This window comes from Sphingomonas sp. HF-S4, assembly GCF_032911445.1.
In the GTDB taxonomy this organism is placed as follows: domain Bacteria; phylum Pseudomonadota; class Alphaproteobacteria; order Sphingomonadales; family Sphingomonadaceae; genus Sphingomonas; species Sphingomonas agrestis.
The window spans coordinates 743216-758955 of record NZ_JAWJEJ010000002.1 but is presented as its reverse complement, the minus strand read 5'-3'; the positions used below and the strand labels follow the sequence as shown (position 1 = coordinate 758955).

At 65.0% G+C, this 15740-nt stretch carries 9 protein-coding genes; 1 reads left to right on the top strand and 8 read right to left on the bottom strand.

The window, feature by feature from the left end; all coding sequences use genetic code 11:
• The first annotated feature begins 17 nt into the window (after positions 1 to 17).
• A complete protein-coding gene (locus tag RZN05_RS19595; RefSeq protein WP_317228364.1) occupies positions 18 to 1220 on the top strand; it encodes a tyrosine-type recombinase/integrase in 1203 nt (400 codons plus the stop codon).
• On the opposite strand, the gene RZN05_RS19590 is transcribed toward RZN05_RS19595, so the two are convergent.
• From RZN05_RS19590 to RZN05_RS19555, 8 genes are all read right to left on the bottom strand, one after another.
• The gene (locus tag RZN05_RS19590; protein ID WP_317228363.1) at positions 1167 to 2858 is read right to left on the bottom strand and encodes a hypothetical protein; all 1692 of its coding nucleotides are present in this window, start codon (positions 2856 to 2858) and stop codon (positions 1167 to 1169) included. The genes RZN05_RS19595 and RZN05_RS19590 overlap by 54 nt on opposite strands.
• Positions 2774 to 3790, bottom strand: coding sequence for a DEAD/DEAH box helicase (locus tag RZN05_RS19585; protein ID WP_317228362.1), 1017 nt, complete (start codon positions 3788 to 3790; stop codon positions 2774 to 2776). The genes RZN05_RS19590 and RZN05_RS19585 overlap by 85 nt, the downstream gene beginning before the upstream one ends.
• Before the next feature lie 331 nt (positions 3791 to 4121).
• Entirely contained in the window at positions 4122 to 4727 is a 606-nt protein-coding gene (locus RZN05_RS19580; protein ID WP_317228361.1) for a response regulator transcription factor, read from the bottom strand.
• Positions 4724 to 5827 (bottom strand): sensor histidine kinase, encoded by a 1104-nt coding sequence (locus RZN05_RS19575; protein WP_317228360.1) that lies wholly within the window; start codon positions 5825 to 5827, stop codon positions 4724 to 4726. The genes RZN05_RS19580 and RZN05_RS19575 overlap by 4 nt, the downstream gene beginning before the upstream one ends.
• A gap of 32 nt (positions 5828 to 5859) precedes the next feature.
• Positions 5860 to 6612 (bottom strand): ABC transporter permease, encoded by a 753-nt coding sequence (locus tag RZN05_RS19570; protein ID WP_317228359.1) that lies wholly within the window; start codon positions 6610 to 6612, stop codon positions 5860 to 5862.
• Positions 6612 to 7505 (bottom strand): ABC transporter ATP-binding protein, encoded by an 894-nt coding sequence (locus RZN05_RS19565; protein WP_317228358.1) that lies wholly within the window; start codon positions 7503 to 7505, stop codon positions 6612 to 6614. Before RZN05_RS19565 ends, RZN05_RS19570 begins: the two co-directional genes overlap by 1 nt.
• 685 nt (positions 7506 to 8190) lie before the next feature.
• Positions 8191 to 8550 carry a helix-turn-helix transcriptional regulator gene (locus tag RZN05_RS19560; RefSeq protein WP_317228357.1) on the bottom strand — a complete coding sequence of 120 codons (360 nt, stop codon included), beginning with the start codon at positions 8548 to 8550 and terminating at the stop codon, positions 8191 to 8193.
• A 56-nt stretch (positions 8551 to 8606) separates the two neighbouring features.
• A complete protein-coding gene (locus RZN05_RS19555; RefSeq protein WP_317228356.1) occupies positions 8607 to 15059 on the bottom strand; it encodes an autotransporter-associated beta strand repeat-containing protein in 6453 nt (2150 codons plus the stop codon).
• Positions 15060 to 15740: the final 681 nt, after the last annotated feature.

The following is a 15740-nucleotide window of genomic DNA, read 5'->3' as shown; positions in this document are numbered from 1 at the left end:
ACGGTTTTCTGCCGCTTATGAGAGCAAGTGTGAGTCCTGTAAGCGCACCAGTACATATTGAGAACATTGTAGAAAACCGCAGAAATCTGCGGTATATTGGCTCCTGCGGGTCCCACGGTTCCACCGTGGCCCACTCAAAGTGGACCACGAATCGGTGGACCACGCACATCGCGGGAGGCGTGGTCCACCATGCTTCGCGCGCTGAGCCCGAAGCGCCTCCATATAGGGTTTCTGACAGCCAAGGGCTGTTTCTGTTGGTGCAGCCTACCGGCGCGCTGCTCTGGCGATTTCGATACGAGGTGCTCGGCGTCGAGCGGAAGCTTCGCTCGGGACCTTCCCCGAGGGGAGCTTGCAGCAGGCGCGCCGGCTGCGAGACCGCGCGCGCCGACGTGGAGGAAGGCGGCGATCCCGCGGCTGAGAAGCGGCAGAAGCGCCTGGAAGCCGAACTCGCGGCGAAGACCACCTTCGAGCTGGTCGCCACCGAGTACATCCAGAAGATGGAGCGGGAGGGCCGCCCGCCGCCTACGATCAAGAAGGCCCGGTGGTTTCTCGAATTGCTAGGGGGAATCGCCAAGCGTTCGATCGCCTCGATCACCCCGCATGAGCTGCTCGACGTGTTGAAACGGGCGGAGTGGCGTGGTCACCATGAGACGGCGATCCGATTGCGCGTCTTTGCTGGTCGCATCTTCCGCTATGGCTTCGCGACCTTGCGGATGGAGAAGAATCCGGCCGACATCCTACGCGGCGCGCTGACGGTTCCCCGCATAAAGCATCACGCCGCGATCGTGGAGCCCAAGAAAGTGGGCGAACTGCTTCGCGCTATCGAGGACTATAAGGGGCGACCGGAGACGCTCTACGCGCTTCGGCTGGCTCCGCACGTCTTCCTGCGACCAAGTGAGCTGCGCGAGGCGAAGTGGACTGAGATCGATTTTGCCGAGAAGGTCTGGCGGGTGCCGGCCGAGCGGATGAAGATGAAGCAACCCCCGTGCGGTGCCGCTTCCTCCTGCCCCCTTCTATGTTCGCGTGCTCAGCATTCTTTCGAAGGTTTCCATCCTCGAGCGTGTCCGCGTCGCCGTCATACGCCCCCGATACAGTCATTCACAAACCGGTCGGCATCGCCCAAAAGTTCTCATACGCGCCGCGACCGGCGTCGTGACGTCGTCGTCTTACATCCAAACGGACCGCCGCTGGAGAAACCGCTGCATACCGGCCGCGAATGAATTGACGCGTGCCCGGAGCAGCGTGCGGCGCCCATCGCCGGTGCGGGTGTAGACTAGCCTCGACGGTCCGACACGCTGCCGCCAATGGTGAAGGAAATGTTCGGCGCGTTCTTTGCGTGCGCCGAGGAGCGTGGGTACCGCATGATAGTCGCCGCGACGGACTCGCCACAGCCGGCTTTCGCGAACCAGCAGGTAACGCGGATTCTGCACTGGCCCGAGCACTTCGGCTAGTGCGTCGAGAAAGGCGCGCTCCTCTGCACGGGTGGCACCATCTATGATCACCTCGTAGCGACCCGTGAGGGTCGGTTGGACGAGAATTTCATAGTCCGTCTCATCCCGCGATAGCGCCCCGGCATGATGCAGGCTGGCGACGAGCGCCTCGCCGACTTGCCTCAGACTTCGCTCGAGGGAGCCATTTCTTCGCCATAGCATCATGGCGCGCGAGAGTTTGGGCAAAGAGTAGAGGAACGTCGCGCCCAAGAAGATCATCAGCAGCGTCACCCAACTGCCTGCACCTATGAATTGACGGACGACACCCGTCCCTGACAGGGCGCCACCGCTGACGCCCGAGACGACCAAGGCATGCAACGTGTCGTGCCATGCGAGCGCGCGGGGTGCGTAGCGGGCTTCGGCGATGCGCCGGACATGGCTGCGTTCGGTCGCGCCTCCCAAGGAAGTCCGCCACTTCGCTGCAACCCCTTCACGATCGCGAACCCGCGCCAATGTCCTGGCATTCTCGGTTTCTGGAGACGCTACGAGATTGAGCCCCAGCCGGTCTATTCCGCTCTCGACCGTTAGGGAGGAGCCGTTGGTAATTCCCTCGAACGCCTCGAATCGCCGAGCGAGCAGTGCGATATCGCCTTCTTGCATGGCCGGATCCCCGGATGCGCCGGGGAATACAGTTGCGAGATGCCATATCGCCGCCACCTTTCCTGGCGTGTTGGGATCAATGCGGATCGCACGGCCTCGCATCTGGTTTGACAGCATGTAAGAGCCAGCATTGCTTGCGAGAATCAGGCTGTTGATCGCCGGCGCGTCCCATCCCTCGCCAAGCAGCGCCTGGGTGCCCACCAGCACCCGGATAGCGCCGCTCTGGAACAGTCGCGTAACCACGGTGACGAGGGCGTGGCCGATCTCGCCCTGGGCTTCCAGGCTGACATGCTCGGGGCATCCCGGAAGCGCGCGACGGTTCAGGCGAGCTAGATCGATTCGCATGGCCGTCGGTTCCGTGTCGAAAGCTGGCAAAACCGCCTTCGGGAGGACGACCAGTTTCCCGGTAAGAACCGCAAGCGCGTCAGGCATGATCTTGGCTCGACGCAGCGCCTCGAAGATCGGCACCACCCCCAACTTCGTTGGCGAAAACGGCTCGTCGACGCGCCTTGGCAGTTCGTTGGCGCGGACCCGATCAGAAAGGATGACCAGGCGTAGATCGTCTCCGAGGGCGTCCACTTCCGCCCGCGCGATTTCGACGACGCTGTCCACCTTTGCAACGCTGCCTGCCACCGCAGTGAAGATCGCCTTGGTTTCGCGCAGGGTAACGCGCTCGTTCTCGATCACCCCAAGGCCATCGAGTTCGCGGCGCAGCGCGCGCCAGCGTTCGTCCCCCAGAACGCTCTTGCTGCGCGGGTCATAGAGCAAGCCTTGCAAAGCCGCTCTAGCCAATCGGAAGTCAAAGAAGGCAGAGCGGCGTCCGCGATGCTGAGCAGGTTTGTCGCGGCTCGCGGAATGGCCCTTCCGGCAGCATGGATCATGATCATCAATGCGGTCAGATATTCGGGGCGGTCGAGCAGTTCCTCTTCATGCGCTTCGGGATCAGCCAGCCAGGGATGCGCCATAAGGCAATCGATCAGCCCGGCATCGCCAGTCAATGCTACGGTCAGGCGCTCGATGGCCTCACGCCGCGCAACAAGCAGCGCCCATTCGTCATGATGGGGGCGCGAGAGATGGATATGGTCCTGATGAGGGCACAAGTCGCCGTTGCGAACGAGCTCCGGCACTGAGATCTCGCTATCGATCGGTCCGCACAACGCTTCGTAACGGGCCCATTCGGCAAACGGCGCATCATAGGGCGGCGTGGCGGTCAGCGCGACAAGCAGCGTGCCTTGCAATCGTTCGCGCAAAGCGAACAGCGCGCTCCACCATTCGCGGCGCAGATGATGTGCCTCGTCGACGATCAGAGTAATCGGCCCCATACGTTCAAATGCTGTGACGAGGGCATCGAACTGCGCTGCTCCGCTGGCATGGACAGCGTGCAGCGCCTGATAAGTTGTAATCGTCATCGTCGCAGCCGCGTTGATATCAGTTGAGATATGGGCGTCCCAACCGTGAGGCTCGTCGAGAAACAACGGAAACAGGCGATCACGCCACTGGTTGCGGATTGTAAGGCTCGGAGATAGGATTACCGCAGGGCGCCCAATCCGCCGCATCAACTCCAAGCCCAATATAGTCTTGCCAGACCCTGGTGCAGCGACAATGTGCAGTCGTGCATCATCGATGTGGCTGTCCATTTCCGCCAGCACCCGCGCCTGATAGTCGCGCCATGCGCCTTTGAACTGCATATCGGTCAGCATCGGGATGCACCTGAATGGCTGTCGGGCGCGCGGTCAATCGTGATCTGGCGGGCGACCGCCGCGCCGAGTTCTCGCTAGTCTTCCCAATCAAGCGATCGCGGACGGCAGCTAACGCGTCTTTGCGATATGGAAGCCTTCAGGCAACTCCCGGCCAAGACTCGACCCAAGGCTTACACGTCAGGCCGGTCGACAATGCGCCCCAATTCCGGTCGTCTAGCAGTTTGCTGACGATTCTGAGAGCTGCCCTGCCCCTTATGAGTGCCGCGCGGCTGAGTGTCGCGTGGGCTTCGGCACATGCTGCGTGGCCAGCGACGGATGGTTAAACGCACGGTCAAAGCCATCCTTGTTCGCGAGCGATGCGGCTGGCTTCGACGCGGTTGGAGGCGCCTAGCTTGGCGGCGGCTTCGGAGAGGTAGTTGCGGACGGTGCCGGGGGAAAGCTCGAGGGCGCGGGCGATCTCCTTGTTCGACTGGCCGTCCTGGGCAAGGCGGAGGACGGCACGCTCGCGATCGGTTAGCGGATCGGGCGGCGCAAAGGCGGCGGTGGCGGCTAGAGCGGAGTCTATCACGCGGCCGCCACGCGCGACCTGCCGGATGGCGTCGGCAAGCTTGTCGGCCGGGCTGTCCTTGAGGAGGTAGCCGCAGACGCCGGCGGCGATGGCGCGGCGCAGATAGCCTGTGCGGCCGAAGGTGGTCACGATCAGGACGCGGGCGGGCGAGCCTTCCTCGGCGAGGCGCGCGGCGACCTCGATGCCGGTGAGGCCCGGCATTTCGATATCCGAGAGCAGGACATCGGGGGCGAGTGCACGGACGCTATCTAGCGCGGCGAGGCCATCGGGGGCGCGGCCGATCACCTCAATATCGGGTTCGAGCGCGAGTAAAGACGCCAGCGCCCCGAGGACCATGCCCTGATCCTCGGCAATGACCACGCGGATCATGCCGCGGCGACCGCCGGGACCGCGGCCATCACTTCGGTGCCGCTCTCGCCCGCCTTGACGCGCAGGCGCCCGCCCGCCGCCGACAGCCGCGCGCGCATGCCGCGCAGGCCCGAGCCTTCGGCGAAGCGGCCGCCTTGGCCGTTATCGGATACGCTGACGCGCACGCCATCGGCATCCTGCTCCAGTGCAATGTGGCAGCGCGTCGCGGCGGCGTGGCGGATAACGTTAGTCACTGCCTCGCGCAGCGCCATCGCCAGCACTGCGCCATTGGCGGCCGGGACGGCGAGGTCCTCGCCGGATATCTCGCAGGCGACCCCGGCGGTAGCCAGCGCGGCACGCGATGCCTCAATCTCGCGGGCGAGACCGGCTTGGCTGATGCCCGCCACGGTAGCGCGCACTTCGGCAAGTCCGCCGCGCGCGGCTTCGCCGATTTCGCGGATTTCGCGCTCGGCGCATTGCGGGTCGGAGGCGATCAGCCGCGCCGACAGGTCACTCTTGAGCGCGATCAGGGTGAGAGTGCGGCCGAGCAAATCATGGAGATCGCGGGCAATCCGCTCGCGCTCTGCCTCCTGCGCGAGGAGGCGGACTTCCTCCTGCGCCTTGAGCAGGGCGCCGTGCTTCTCTCCGAGCGCCATGCCCGCCATCTTGCTGTAGACTACCATCGCCTCGAACAAGGCCATCATCGCCACGACATACCAAGGCATGCCCTGAAGGATCGCCGCGGCCACCGAAACCGCGATGAACGCCGCAACGAGCCGCACGCCATCACGCGCAGGCCGCAACTCGGCCGCCGCCGAGCAAGCATAGACCGCCAACACCGTCCAGTTTGCGCCGAACGGAATCATCGCAAGCGCAAGCACCAGGGTCAGCACCGCCGGCAGGATCACCGCTCGGCCCGAGCATCGCGCCGCATAGAGATAGAGCGCGAGAAAGACGATCAGTCCGGCGATCGAGACAATGAAATCGAACGTGCTCGGCGTGTGGTAGAGCCAGGTCATACCGTACAAGGGCAGATAGGCGAGCCATACCCACGGGCGGCGGACGTCGAAGACGCGCTGGTACCACCTTTGATCCGCCTGGGTTGCAACAGTGTCTTGCATAAGCGTGATGCTCGTTCGCATCGGCCCGGCGGTCAAGCCGGGCTGCGCTGCCAGCCGTCGACCGCGAACCACGCGGCGAGGATGGTGATGCCGACAAGCGCGGCGATATGGGCGAGGATGGATCCGTGCGGCAGCACCCCAATCACGGTCAGCGCCAGCTGGCCGAGATGGAAGGAGGGCGTGACCCAGGCGAGATGCTGCATCCACGGTGGCAGGATGGTGATGGGCATCCACAGCCCGCCAAGGATCGAGAAGCCGAGATAGAAGGCATTGGCAGCGGCGATCGCACCTTTGGCGCCTATGCGCATGCCGATCGAGAAGCCCAACAGAGCGAAGGGAACCACCGCGACGAGATGGACTGCGACCAATTGCGCCCATTGCTCCTCGGGCATGCGGACGCCGCCGATCAGCGACAGGCCGTATATCAGTATCAGGGCGAGCGCTGCCATGGCTGCCGCCGAGACCAGCTTGGCGACGACATAGGCGCCGCCAGGAAGCGGGGATACACGCTTCAGCTCGATCAGCCCGCTCTCGCGCTCGACCGCAACGCCGGCACCGAAGCCGAACAAGGCCGGCCCGGTGGCGGCGAACACACCGAAGGTGGCGAGCGAGTAGGCCGCGGCATCGGGACCGCCTTTGTTGAGCGCGATTGCGAACAGGCCGTAAAAGACCGCAGGGGTGATGATAGTCGGCAGCGCAAATTGCGGCAGGCGAAGGTTCTTGCGAAGCTCGGCGACGCTTTCGCGCGCGAACACGCCGAGCGGATTAGCGAGTGCGGTGGCCATCAGGCTGCCTTTCGAGTCGAGGTGGCGAGGTTGGCGAGCGCTTCCTCAAGCGAGGCTGCGCTGATCGTCAGATCGGTGAGCGCTAGATCGGCGGCGAGCAACGCGCGGGCGCTGGTGGCGGCATCGGTTACCAGCAGGGTGGCGGCGGCGCCGCTGTGGGCGACCGAGCGCACGCCGGGGAGCGCGGCGAGGTGCGGCTCGGTGAGCATGGTGCGGCACCGGATCGTCGAGCCGCCGACGCTGGCCTTGATCCCAGCGGGAGCATCGTCGGCGATGATCCGGCCTTCAGCGATGACGACGATGCGGTCGGCAAGGGCGTCGGCCTCTTCGAGGTAATGGGTTGTGAGCAGGACCGCGGCGCCGCTGTCGGCCTCTTCGCGGACGGTCGTCCAGAGGCGGCGGCGGGCCTCGTGGTCGAGCCCGGTGGTAGGTTCGTCGAGGACGAGCAGGTCGGGTTGGCCGCAAATGGCGAGGGCATAATGAAGCCGGCGCTGCTGGCCGCCCGAGAGCTTGCCGGCCGCGCGCTTTTCGAGGCCATCGAGGCCGGCGATGGCAATCGTCTCGGCGACTTCTCGGGGGCGGCGATAATAGCCCGATTGCAGCGTCACCAGTTCGCGGACGGTCAGAACGTCGGGGAGACCGGCGCTCTGGAGCATGACGCCCATGCGGGCGCGGGCGAGCGGGCGCGAGGGATCGAGCCCGAACAGGTCGACCTTGCCGCTGTCCGGGGTCAGCCGGCCGGTGAGCAGGCCGACGGTGGTGGTCTTACCGGCGCCGTTGGGGCCGAGCAGCGCGGTGACTTCGCCGGCGCGGATCTCAAGGCTAATGCCGTCAAGAACCGTGTGGCCGCCGAACTTTTTAGAGACTCCTTCGAATTGCCCTACGATTTGCATATGGCCCCCCTTCACTTTTCGCTCCTTCGATGGCGTTTTCATCGAGGATGGGGACACTGCGCACCAGTGCGCGTCGTCAGAGGATTTGGGTGACAGATATCATGCATTTCCGACGCAAGTAGGCATCTGCGCCGTAGATGCTCAGCCTGCCTGGACGGTCGGATATGGACTTGCCTGTCCGCAATCAGCCCTATTGTGTTGAAAAACTCCGAGCACGTAATTTTCGTGCGCCAATGCGCAGGGATAGAATCAGGTTCGCGCCATGTTTGAATCGGTCGTGCGCACTCGAAGTATTCAGAGTTCCAATATTTCGCTACGTTTTGAGAGGCTCACTTTTTCAACAAAATTAGCCCAATTCGCCCACTCAATCCCATTGAAACGCCAATGCAACCGCGCACGAGGCGGCCTGAAACGAGTCGCTCGTCGGAGGTTCGAGTCCGGCGACCGGACCGAATTTGAGAGTGTGGCCACGCAGGGGTCATGGTTTTCAGCTGGACTGATCCCCGCGCTTTTCCGCAGTTTATGCGGACAAGTGCGAGTCCTGTAAGCCCCGGTCAAAGCCAGGCATCACCTCTTTCGGATCCATCGCCCGTGCGGCCACTGCGCGTCTAAGAGACCGCCAAAAACTACCGGGCCATGTCCCCCTGCGGCCGTCATCCCCGGCGCAGATAACTGTCCGCACAAGCTAGTTCTCGATAAAAACCCGGCGCCCAGCGGCGGTCACGGCACGGGTGCGATCATCAACCCGCAATTTTGCGAACAGTTGCTTTGGATTGGCTTTGATCGTGTCGGTCGAGACGCCGAGACGCCAGGCGATCTGCTTGTTGGTATAACAGGCGAGACGGTCGGCGCTGCCTCCGAATATGGAACCTTGCAACCGGACATCTTTGCGGTCTGCAACGCGCGGGCGGGTTCGGCCAAACGGGTCGCTTCCTTCGTCGGCGAGGGCTTGGTCGTTATTTCTAAGGTCTGGGAATGCGTTGAGCGTCTCGCCTACTTTGAACGCTATCAGCGATGTCGATGGGGCGCTGATTCCAGGCCCCATCACCACTTCGTGGGAGCCGGCGCGCCCGAGGTCGTTCCTCGGGCGCGCCTTGCCGATCAGAACCGCAGGCTGATCGCCCCCTTCACGGCATTCGACTGGTTGGACGAGCCGATCCGCCCCTCATAACCGAACGATGCAGTCATCGTCTCGGAGAGGCGCAGTACGCCGTTGAGCGCGACCGCCGCGGTGTTGCGCGACAGCGGTGCGCCGAGCACGTCGAAGCTACCCGTGGTGCCGGCCAAGGTCATGCTGCTGACCGGATAGAGATCGCCCCAGGCATGTTCCCAGCCCAGCTTGCCGCCGACCGAGAATGCACCGGCCAAGGCCGTCTCGAAGCGCACACCGATGTTCGACAGCGTGGTGGTGTCGTTCGCCTTTTCCGCCGCCAGCGCAACGCTGCCGCCGGTTTCCGCGAAGTCGGGCCGGGCGAAGTTCGTCACCGTTACCTTGCCGTAGGGCGCGACCACGCCGCCGCCGAGCGGCATCGGATAGGCGACTTCGGCGAAGCCCTGCACCACGTCGCTGGCATAGCTGGCAGTCAGGCGCTGGCTGGCCCCCGCCACCGGCACGGTCCGCGTGGTATCCGCGTCGACACGGCTGTATCCGCCGCCCGCGCGCAGTTCGACCCCGGAGACGCTGGCGCCCAGATACCCCAGGACGTGCACGCTCTTCAGCTTGGCGGTGCTGGCGACCGCCGAAGCGGAGAGGTCGTCCTGCGTATAGCCGCCGGCAATGCCGATGCGCAGGTTCTGCTCCGGCGCGACGACGAAATCGACGCCGCCCATCAACCCCTGAACCTTGCTGCGGGTGAAGGCCGACTCGCCATTGGCATCGAACTGTGACCAATTGCCCAGGCCCTGCATCCACACGCCGCTATGTGCCGACGTCTCCGCAAGATGATCGACCGCCGCGTTCACCGGAAGCGCCGCATCGTTGAGCATCGCGGTGCGGGTGGAGGCATGGATCTCGCCGGAGAGCAGGTTAAACTGCTGGCGGGCGCCGCCAGCGTCCATGAACAGCACCGAATTGAACAGCGGATTGCCGACGCCGAGCGCCGTCACCTTTGCCGCGATGTTGCGCTCGTTGCTGCTCTGCGCGATCGCGGTGAAGCTGATGTCGTTGCGAACGAGATCGAGCGACACGCTGGTCGACGCATAGCTAAGGATCGGCGTGAGGAAGGCGAGGTTGCTGGTCACGCTACCGAACTTGCCGTTCACCCCGGCATCGGCAGTGAGCAGCGTGTAGTGGGTCAGTGGCGCATAGCTTCCGCTCGCCGCCAGCACCTGCACGGTTCCGCCCTGGATCGATGCGCTGCCGGTGGCGGCGATCTTGTCCGAGGCGCCGCTGGCATTGACATTGACCCGGTAGAACGAGCCCGCCTCGAAGGTGACGTTGCCCGCGACGCTGAGCGTGCCGATCGGCGAAGGCGCGACGGCAAGCGCACGCAACCCCGTGGCGCTCCGCAGCGCGACCAGGCTGCCCGGCGCGGCGACGCCGCCCGAACGCACGACCATGCCGCCGACGCGGCCGGTGCCGCTGAGCGTCGCCCCGTTCGCGACCGTGACGGTGCTCGCTAGGCTGCCGCCGACATCCAGACCGCCCGCGTCGAGCAGCAAATTGCCGGTAAGCGTGCTGGCGCCAAGCAGGCTGAGCGTGCCGGTGCCCGCCTTCACCAGCGTGCCGTTGCCGGTGAGGTTGCCGGCATAGCTGGAATTGTCGTTCTGGTTGACCGCCAGCCTGCCGCCGCCGAAGTGAAGGCTTCCGCCCGTACCGGTCAGGCCGGAGACCGACTGGCTGGTGCCGCCGAGATCGAAGGCACCGCCGTCGATCTGCAGCGTGGTGGTGGTCGGCAGCAGCGAAGCGACCGAGACGGTGCCGCCGAGGACGACCGTGTCGCCGGTATAGGCATAGTCGCCCGCGAGGGTCAGCGCGCCGCTGCCCTGCTTGACCAGCGCGCCGGCGCCCGAGAGCGCGCCTTCATAGCGATAGTCACCCACTTGGTCGAAGATCAGCGTCCCGTCGTTGCGCGTGTCGGCAAGAAGGTCGCCCGAGCGGGTTCCGTCGCCCACCTGCAGCGCTGCGCCCTGCCGGATCGTGACCGCGCCATTCAGCGCGCCGGTCAGCAGCACGCCGCCCTGGGTGATGTCGGTGGTCCCGGCGAAGTCGATCGACCGGCCAGAGAGCCGCACTGTGCCGGCCCCCGTCTTAACGAACTGGCCATTGCCGCTGACCGCGCCGTTGAAGTCCACGACGCGGCCTTCGGCTTCCCCGATCTGCAGCGTCGTTTCGGCGCCGACGAAGAAGTCGCCCCACAGCGTGCTGCCCGTGCCGACAAGGCTGCCGCCTTCGATCCGGGTGCCGCCCTGTGCGCCGAACTGGCCGGTGACGGTGAGTGCGCCCGCGCCGGATTTCACCAGCTGGCCGCCCACGCCGACACCCTCGAGGTTGACCATGCTGCCGGCATAGATGCCGTCGGCCTGTTGGTCGAACTCGAGCGTGGCGCCCTGCGCTACCGAGATGTCGCCCAGGATCGAGCTGGTCGACCCGATCAGGCGACCGCCGATCACTGCGGTGATACCGGAGTGATCGATGGTGCCGGTGAGCCGCACCGTGCCGACGCCCGCTTTGTAGAGATTGCCCGTGCCCGAGAGGTCGGCGGCGAAATCGCCGTCGGTGCCCTGCCCGATCACCAGGTTCGCATGGTTGACGATCGAACCCTGGAGGTTGGACGTGTTGCCGATCAGCACGCCTCCGTCGATGCGGGTGCCGCCGGAGTGGCTCGCGCTGCCGGCCAAAGTCACTGCGCCCGCCCCGGTCTTGACTAGCGCGCCGGTGCCCGAGAGGTCGCCGGCATAGGCGCCGTCGAAATCCTGCGCGAAGGCGAGAACGCCTTCATTGGTCACATCACCCTGGAGCGAATGGGTGTCGCCCTGCAGCGTGCCCGAGGTGACCAGCGTGCCGCCGCCATAGGTGTTGGCGCCCGAAAGCGTAAGCGTGCCGCTGCCTGCCTTCACCAACATACCCGACCCGGAGACGGTGCCGGCATAGCCGCCGTCGAACGCCTGATCGAAGACGAGCGTGCCGTCATTGGCGACATCGCCCCGAACCGCATTGCTGTCGCCTCGGATCGTGCCGGCAGCGATGATTGTGCCGCCAGTATAGACGTTGGTGCCGCCCAAGGTGAGCGTGCCCGTGCCGGCCTTGACCAGCATGCCGGTGCCCGAAACGCTTCCGGCATAGGCGCCATCGAAGTCCTGCGCGAAGGCAAGGACGCCATTATTGGCGACATTGCCCTTGAGCGAATTGGTGTCGCCACGCAGCGTGCCCGAAGCGATCTGGGTGCCGCCGCTATAGCTGTTCGCACCGGAAAGCGTCAGCGTGCCGCTGCCGGCCTTCACCAACGTGCCGGTTCCGGAGATCGCCCCGGCGTGGCTGCCGTCGAAACCCTGATCGAAAACGAGCGTGCCGTTGTTGGCGACATCGCCCTGGATCGCATTGCTGTCACCCCGGATCGCGCCGGCCATAATGATCGTGCCGCCGGTATAAACGTTGGTGCCGCCAAGGGTCAGCGTGCCCAGACCGGTCTTGACCAGCGCGCCGCTACCCGAGACGCTGCCGACATAGGCGCCGTCGAAATCCTGCGCGAAGGCGAGGACGCCGTCATTGGTCACATCACCCTGGAGCGACTGCGTGTCGCCCTGCAGCGTGCCCGAGGTGACCAGCGTGCCGCCGCCATAGGTATTGGCGCCCGAAAGGGTTAGCGTGCCGCTGCCCGCCTTCACCAGCATGCCGGTCCCAGAGACGGTGCCGGCATAGCCGCCGTCGAACGCCTGATCGAAGACGAGCGTGCCGTCATTGGTGACATCGCCCTGGATCGCATTGCTGTCGCCCTGGATCGTGCCGGCCGCGATTACCGTGCCGCCGGTGTAGTTATTGGTGCCGCCCAAAGTGAGCGTACCCGTGCCGGTCTTCACCAAGGCACCGGTGCCCGAGATCGCACCGGCATAGGTCGTGCTGCTATCGTTGCCTCCAAGCGTCAGTGCCTGATCGAGCCGGACCGCGCCGCTGCCCGACAGGCTGCCGATCGTCTCGGCAGTCTTGACCTGGAACGTGCCGCCGCCGCCAATTACGACCGAACCGCTGTCGGCGATCGCATTCCCGCCAGCGACCGCCAGCGTACCGCCATCGACGGTGGTCACGCCCGCATAGCCGTTCGTGCCCGAAAGCATCAGCGTTCCGGTGCCGATCTTGGTCAGTCCGCCGGCGCCACCGATCGTGCCGGCAAAGCCGGTGCTGCTGTTGTCGCCGCCGATCGCAAGGGTCTGGCCGAGAACGACCGTGCCGTTGCCAGACAGGCTCCCGATCGTCTCAGCCGAAATCACCCGGAAGGTGCCAGCCGCGCCGATCACCACCGCGCCGGTGTCGGCGATCGCCTGCCCGCCGTCGACGGCAAGCGTGCCGCCGTTGATCGTGGTGGCGCCGGTATAGGTGTTCGCGCCGCCCAGGATCAGCGTGCCCGCGCCGCTCTTGGTCAGCGCGCCCGAGGGCGTATAGAGGAAGGCGTAGTTGACCTTTTCGCGGTTCCAGTCGCTGACATAGGTCGAGAAATCCTGCGTGCCGCCATAGCCCGGCGCGCCCGCGTCGTTCTTATAGTCCTGTGCGACCGGCGCCTCGGTGTTGAACCCGGCGAAGCCCGATCCCCACGCCTTGAAGTCGATGTCGGCGCCCGAATTGGACACCGTGGAGATCGCATAGTCGCTCGCATTGCCGCCGAACAGCAGCGCCGCGGCTTCCCGCCCGGAATAAACGACCGGGTTGGTGGACCAGGCCGGACCGCTGCCGACCGCCCAGGAGCCCACATATTGAGTCACGCCGCGGACGCCCGAGATCGCGCCATCGAAGCGCGTCGTGCCGCCGGCGACGTTTACGTCGAGCGTGGAGATGCCCAGATCGATCGCGCCGGTGCCGCTCAGCGTGCCGATATTCTGGTTCGCGCCGAGCTTCAGCGTGCCGCCGGTCATCGTGACCTTGCCGCCGGTCGCAAGGGCGCCGGAGACATCGGCGATGAGCGTGCCGTCCGCGATCCGCGTGCCGCCCGTGTTGGTGTTGGTCGAGGTCAGGGTCAGCGTGCCGGCACCGGTCTTGACGATGCCGCCGGTGCCCGAGACGGTCCCGGCGAAGCTGCCATCGATGTCCTGGTTGAACGCGAGCGTGCCGTTGTTGACGACGTTGCCCTGGATCGCGTTGCTATTGCCCTGGAGCGTGCCCGCGGTGATCGTGGTGCCGCCCGTATAGCTGTTCGTCCCGGTGAGCGTGAGCGTTCCCGCGCCTGTCTTGACCAGCCCGCCGGCACCCGAGATCGCTCCCGAATGGCTGGTGCTGGCGTTGTTGCCGCCCGCAGTCAGCGTCTGGTCGAGCACCACGGTGCCGCCGCCCGCCAGGCTGCCGATCGTCTCGGCAGTGGTGATCTTCAGCGTGCCGGCAGTGCCAACCAAGATTGCCGCGGTATCGGAGATCGCACGGCCACCCTCCAGAGCCAGCGTGCCACCCTGGACGGTGGTCGTGCCGGTGAAGGCGTTATTGCCGGCAAGGACCAGCGTGCCGTCACCGGTCTTGGTCAGCGACCCGGCGCCGCGATAGGAGAAGGCGTAGTTGACCTTGTTGCCGTTATGATCCGACACATACGTCGAGAAGTCCTGCGGGCTGGCATAGCCGGGGGCGCCGGCATCATTCTTGTAGTTCTGCGCAACCGGCGCGGAGGTGTTGAAGCCGCCGTAGCCCGAGCCCCAGGCCTTGAAATCGATGTCGGCAAGCACGTTGGAAACCGACGAGATCTCATACTCGCCAGCAATGCCCCCGAAGATCAGCGCGGCCGCCTCCTGGCCGGTCAGCACGGCGGGATTGGTGCTCCAGGCGGGGCCGGCGCCGACGCGCCAGGATCCGACATATGCGAGGCCCCCGACGAGCGCACCATCGAAGCGGCTGGTGCCGCTGGCGAGATCGACCGTGAGGTTACGGCTGTTCAGCTCGACCCGGCCATTGCCGTTCAAGGCGCCGATAGTCTGATCGGTGCCGAGCTTCAGCGTGCCGCCGCTCGCGATGGTAACGTTGCCGCCGGTGGGCAGCGCACCGTTCGCATTCGCGATCACCGTGCCGGCGTTGACGGTCGTGCCGCCTGTGAAGCTGTTCGTTGCATTCAGGGTGAGCGTCTTCGTCCCGCTCTTTGCCAGTCCCCCGTTACCCGTGACCGTACCGTCGAAATTCATGTCGTTGGCGGAATTGCCGCCAAACACAACATTGCCACCGGTGAGGGTGAACTGGTCCCCCGCCGCCAGGTTGGGCGAACCCGGGTTGCTCGCGGGCGTGTAGGTCGTGTTCGCCTGGGCGTGGGCGACGCCTGCCTGCGCTACGCTCAGCAGCGCCGATGTCGCCAGGAGGATCGAAGTGCCGCGAAGGCGGCGGAAGCTGGTGGTACGGCCGAGAAGCGGAAGACGGATACGGTTCGTCACGGTTGAGACCCTTTGCGCATGACTTTTAGCGCGCCGCTTCGCCGGCGCAGTTTTTGGGAAGAGCGGCTGCTAAAGGCCTGCAATCTAAGATTGGTTAACAGGCGTGGCGCAGCCGACGACGCGCCATATCGACACTCCGCGCGACATCACCGATCCTGCACCAGAAGCGTTTGCTCCCCGTGACGCATTATAGGTAGGACTCCCGATTTCGACTTGTTCTCAGCATGTTTTCGCCATCTGATGACATCGTCGAAAGGCGCTCCGCCTCTTCTGGCGTGTGGGCCGTCGAGTCGTGGAATCGCTTGGAAGCTGGTGGCTGTTCACATCGTTCTACGCCTACGTGCTCCCGTGCGCGGCGCTGGGCTCGACGAGGAGCGCGCGAGGCCACTTTCCACCGAAACGATGTCCATCCCCTTAGATACGATGGCGCACACGCGCTCGCGAGAATGGCAGGAGCCCCGTTGCTGCCGAAGTCCAACCGGAGGCCTAGTGGCGGAAAAGTATTTCCCGTTGAATCAACGTGTCTCGCAATAGCATCGGTGCTTCAAAATCACTTTAGACCATTGACTTAGTAGAGCGAACCTCAGAGGCGCACCGCACGGACGACTTTCGTCGACCGCCAGGAATTTCGATGCATCTCACAGGTCCGACCGCGCCCCTGCCTCCTTTTCGGAGCGCAGG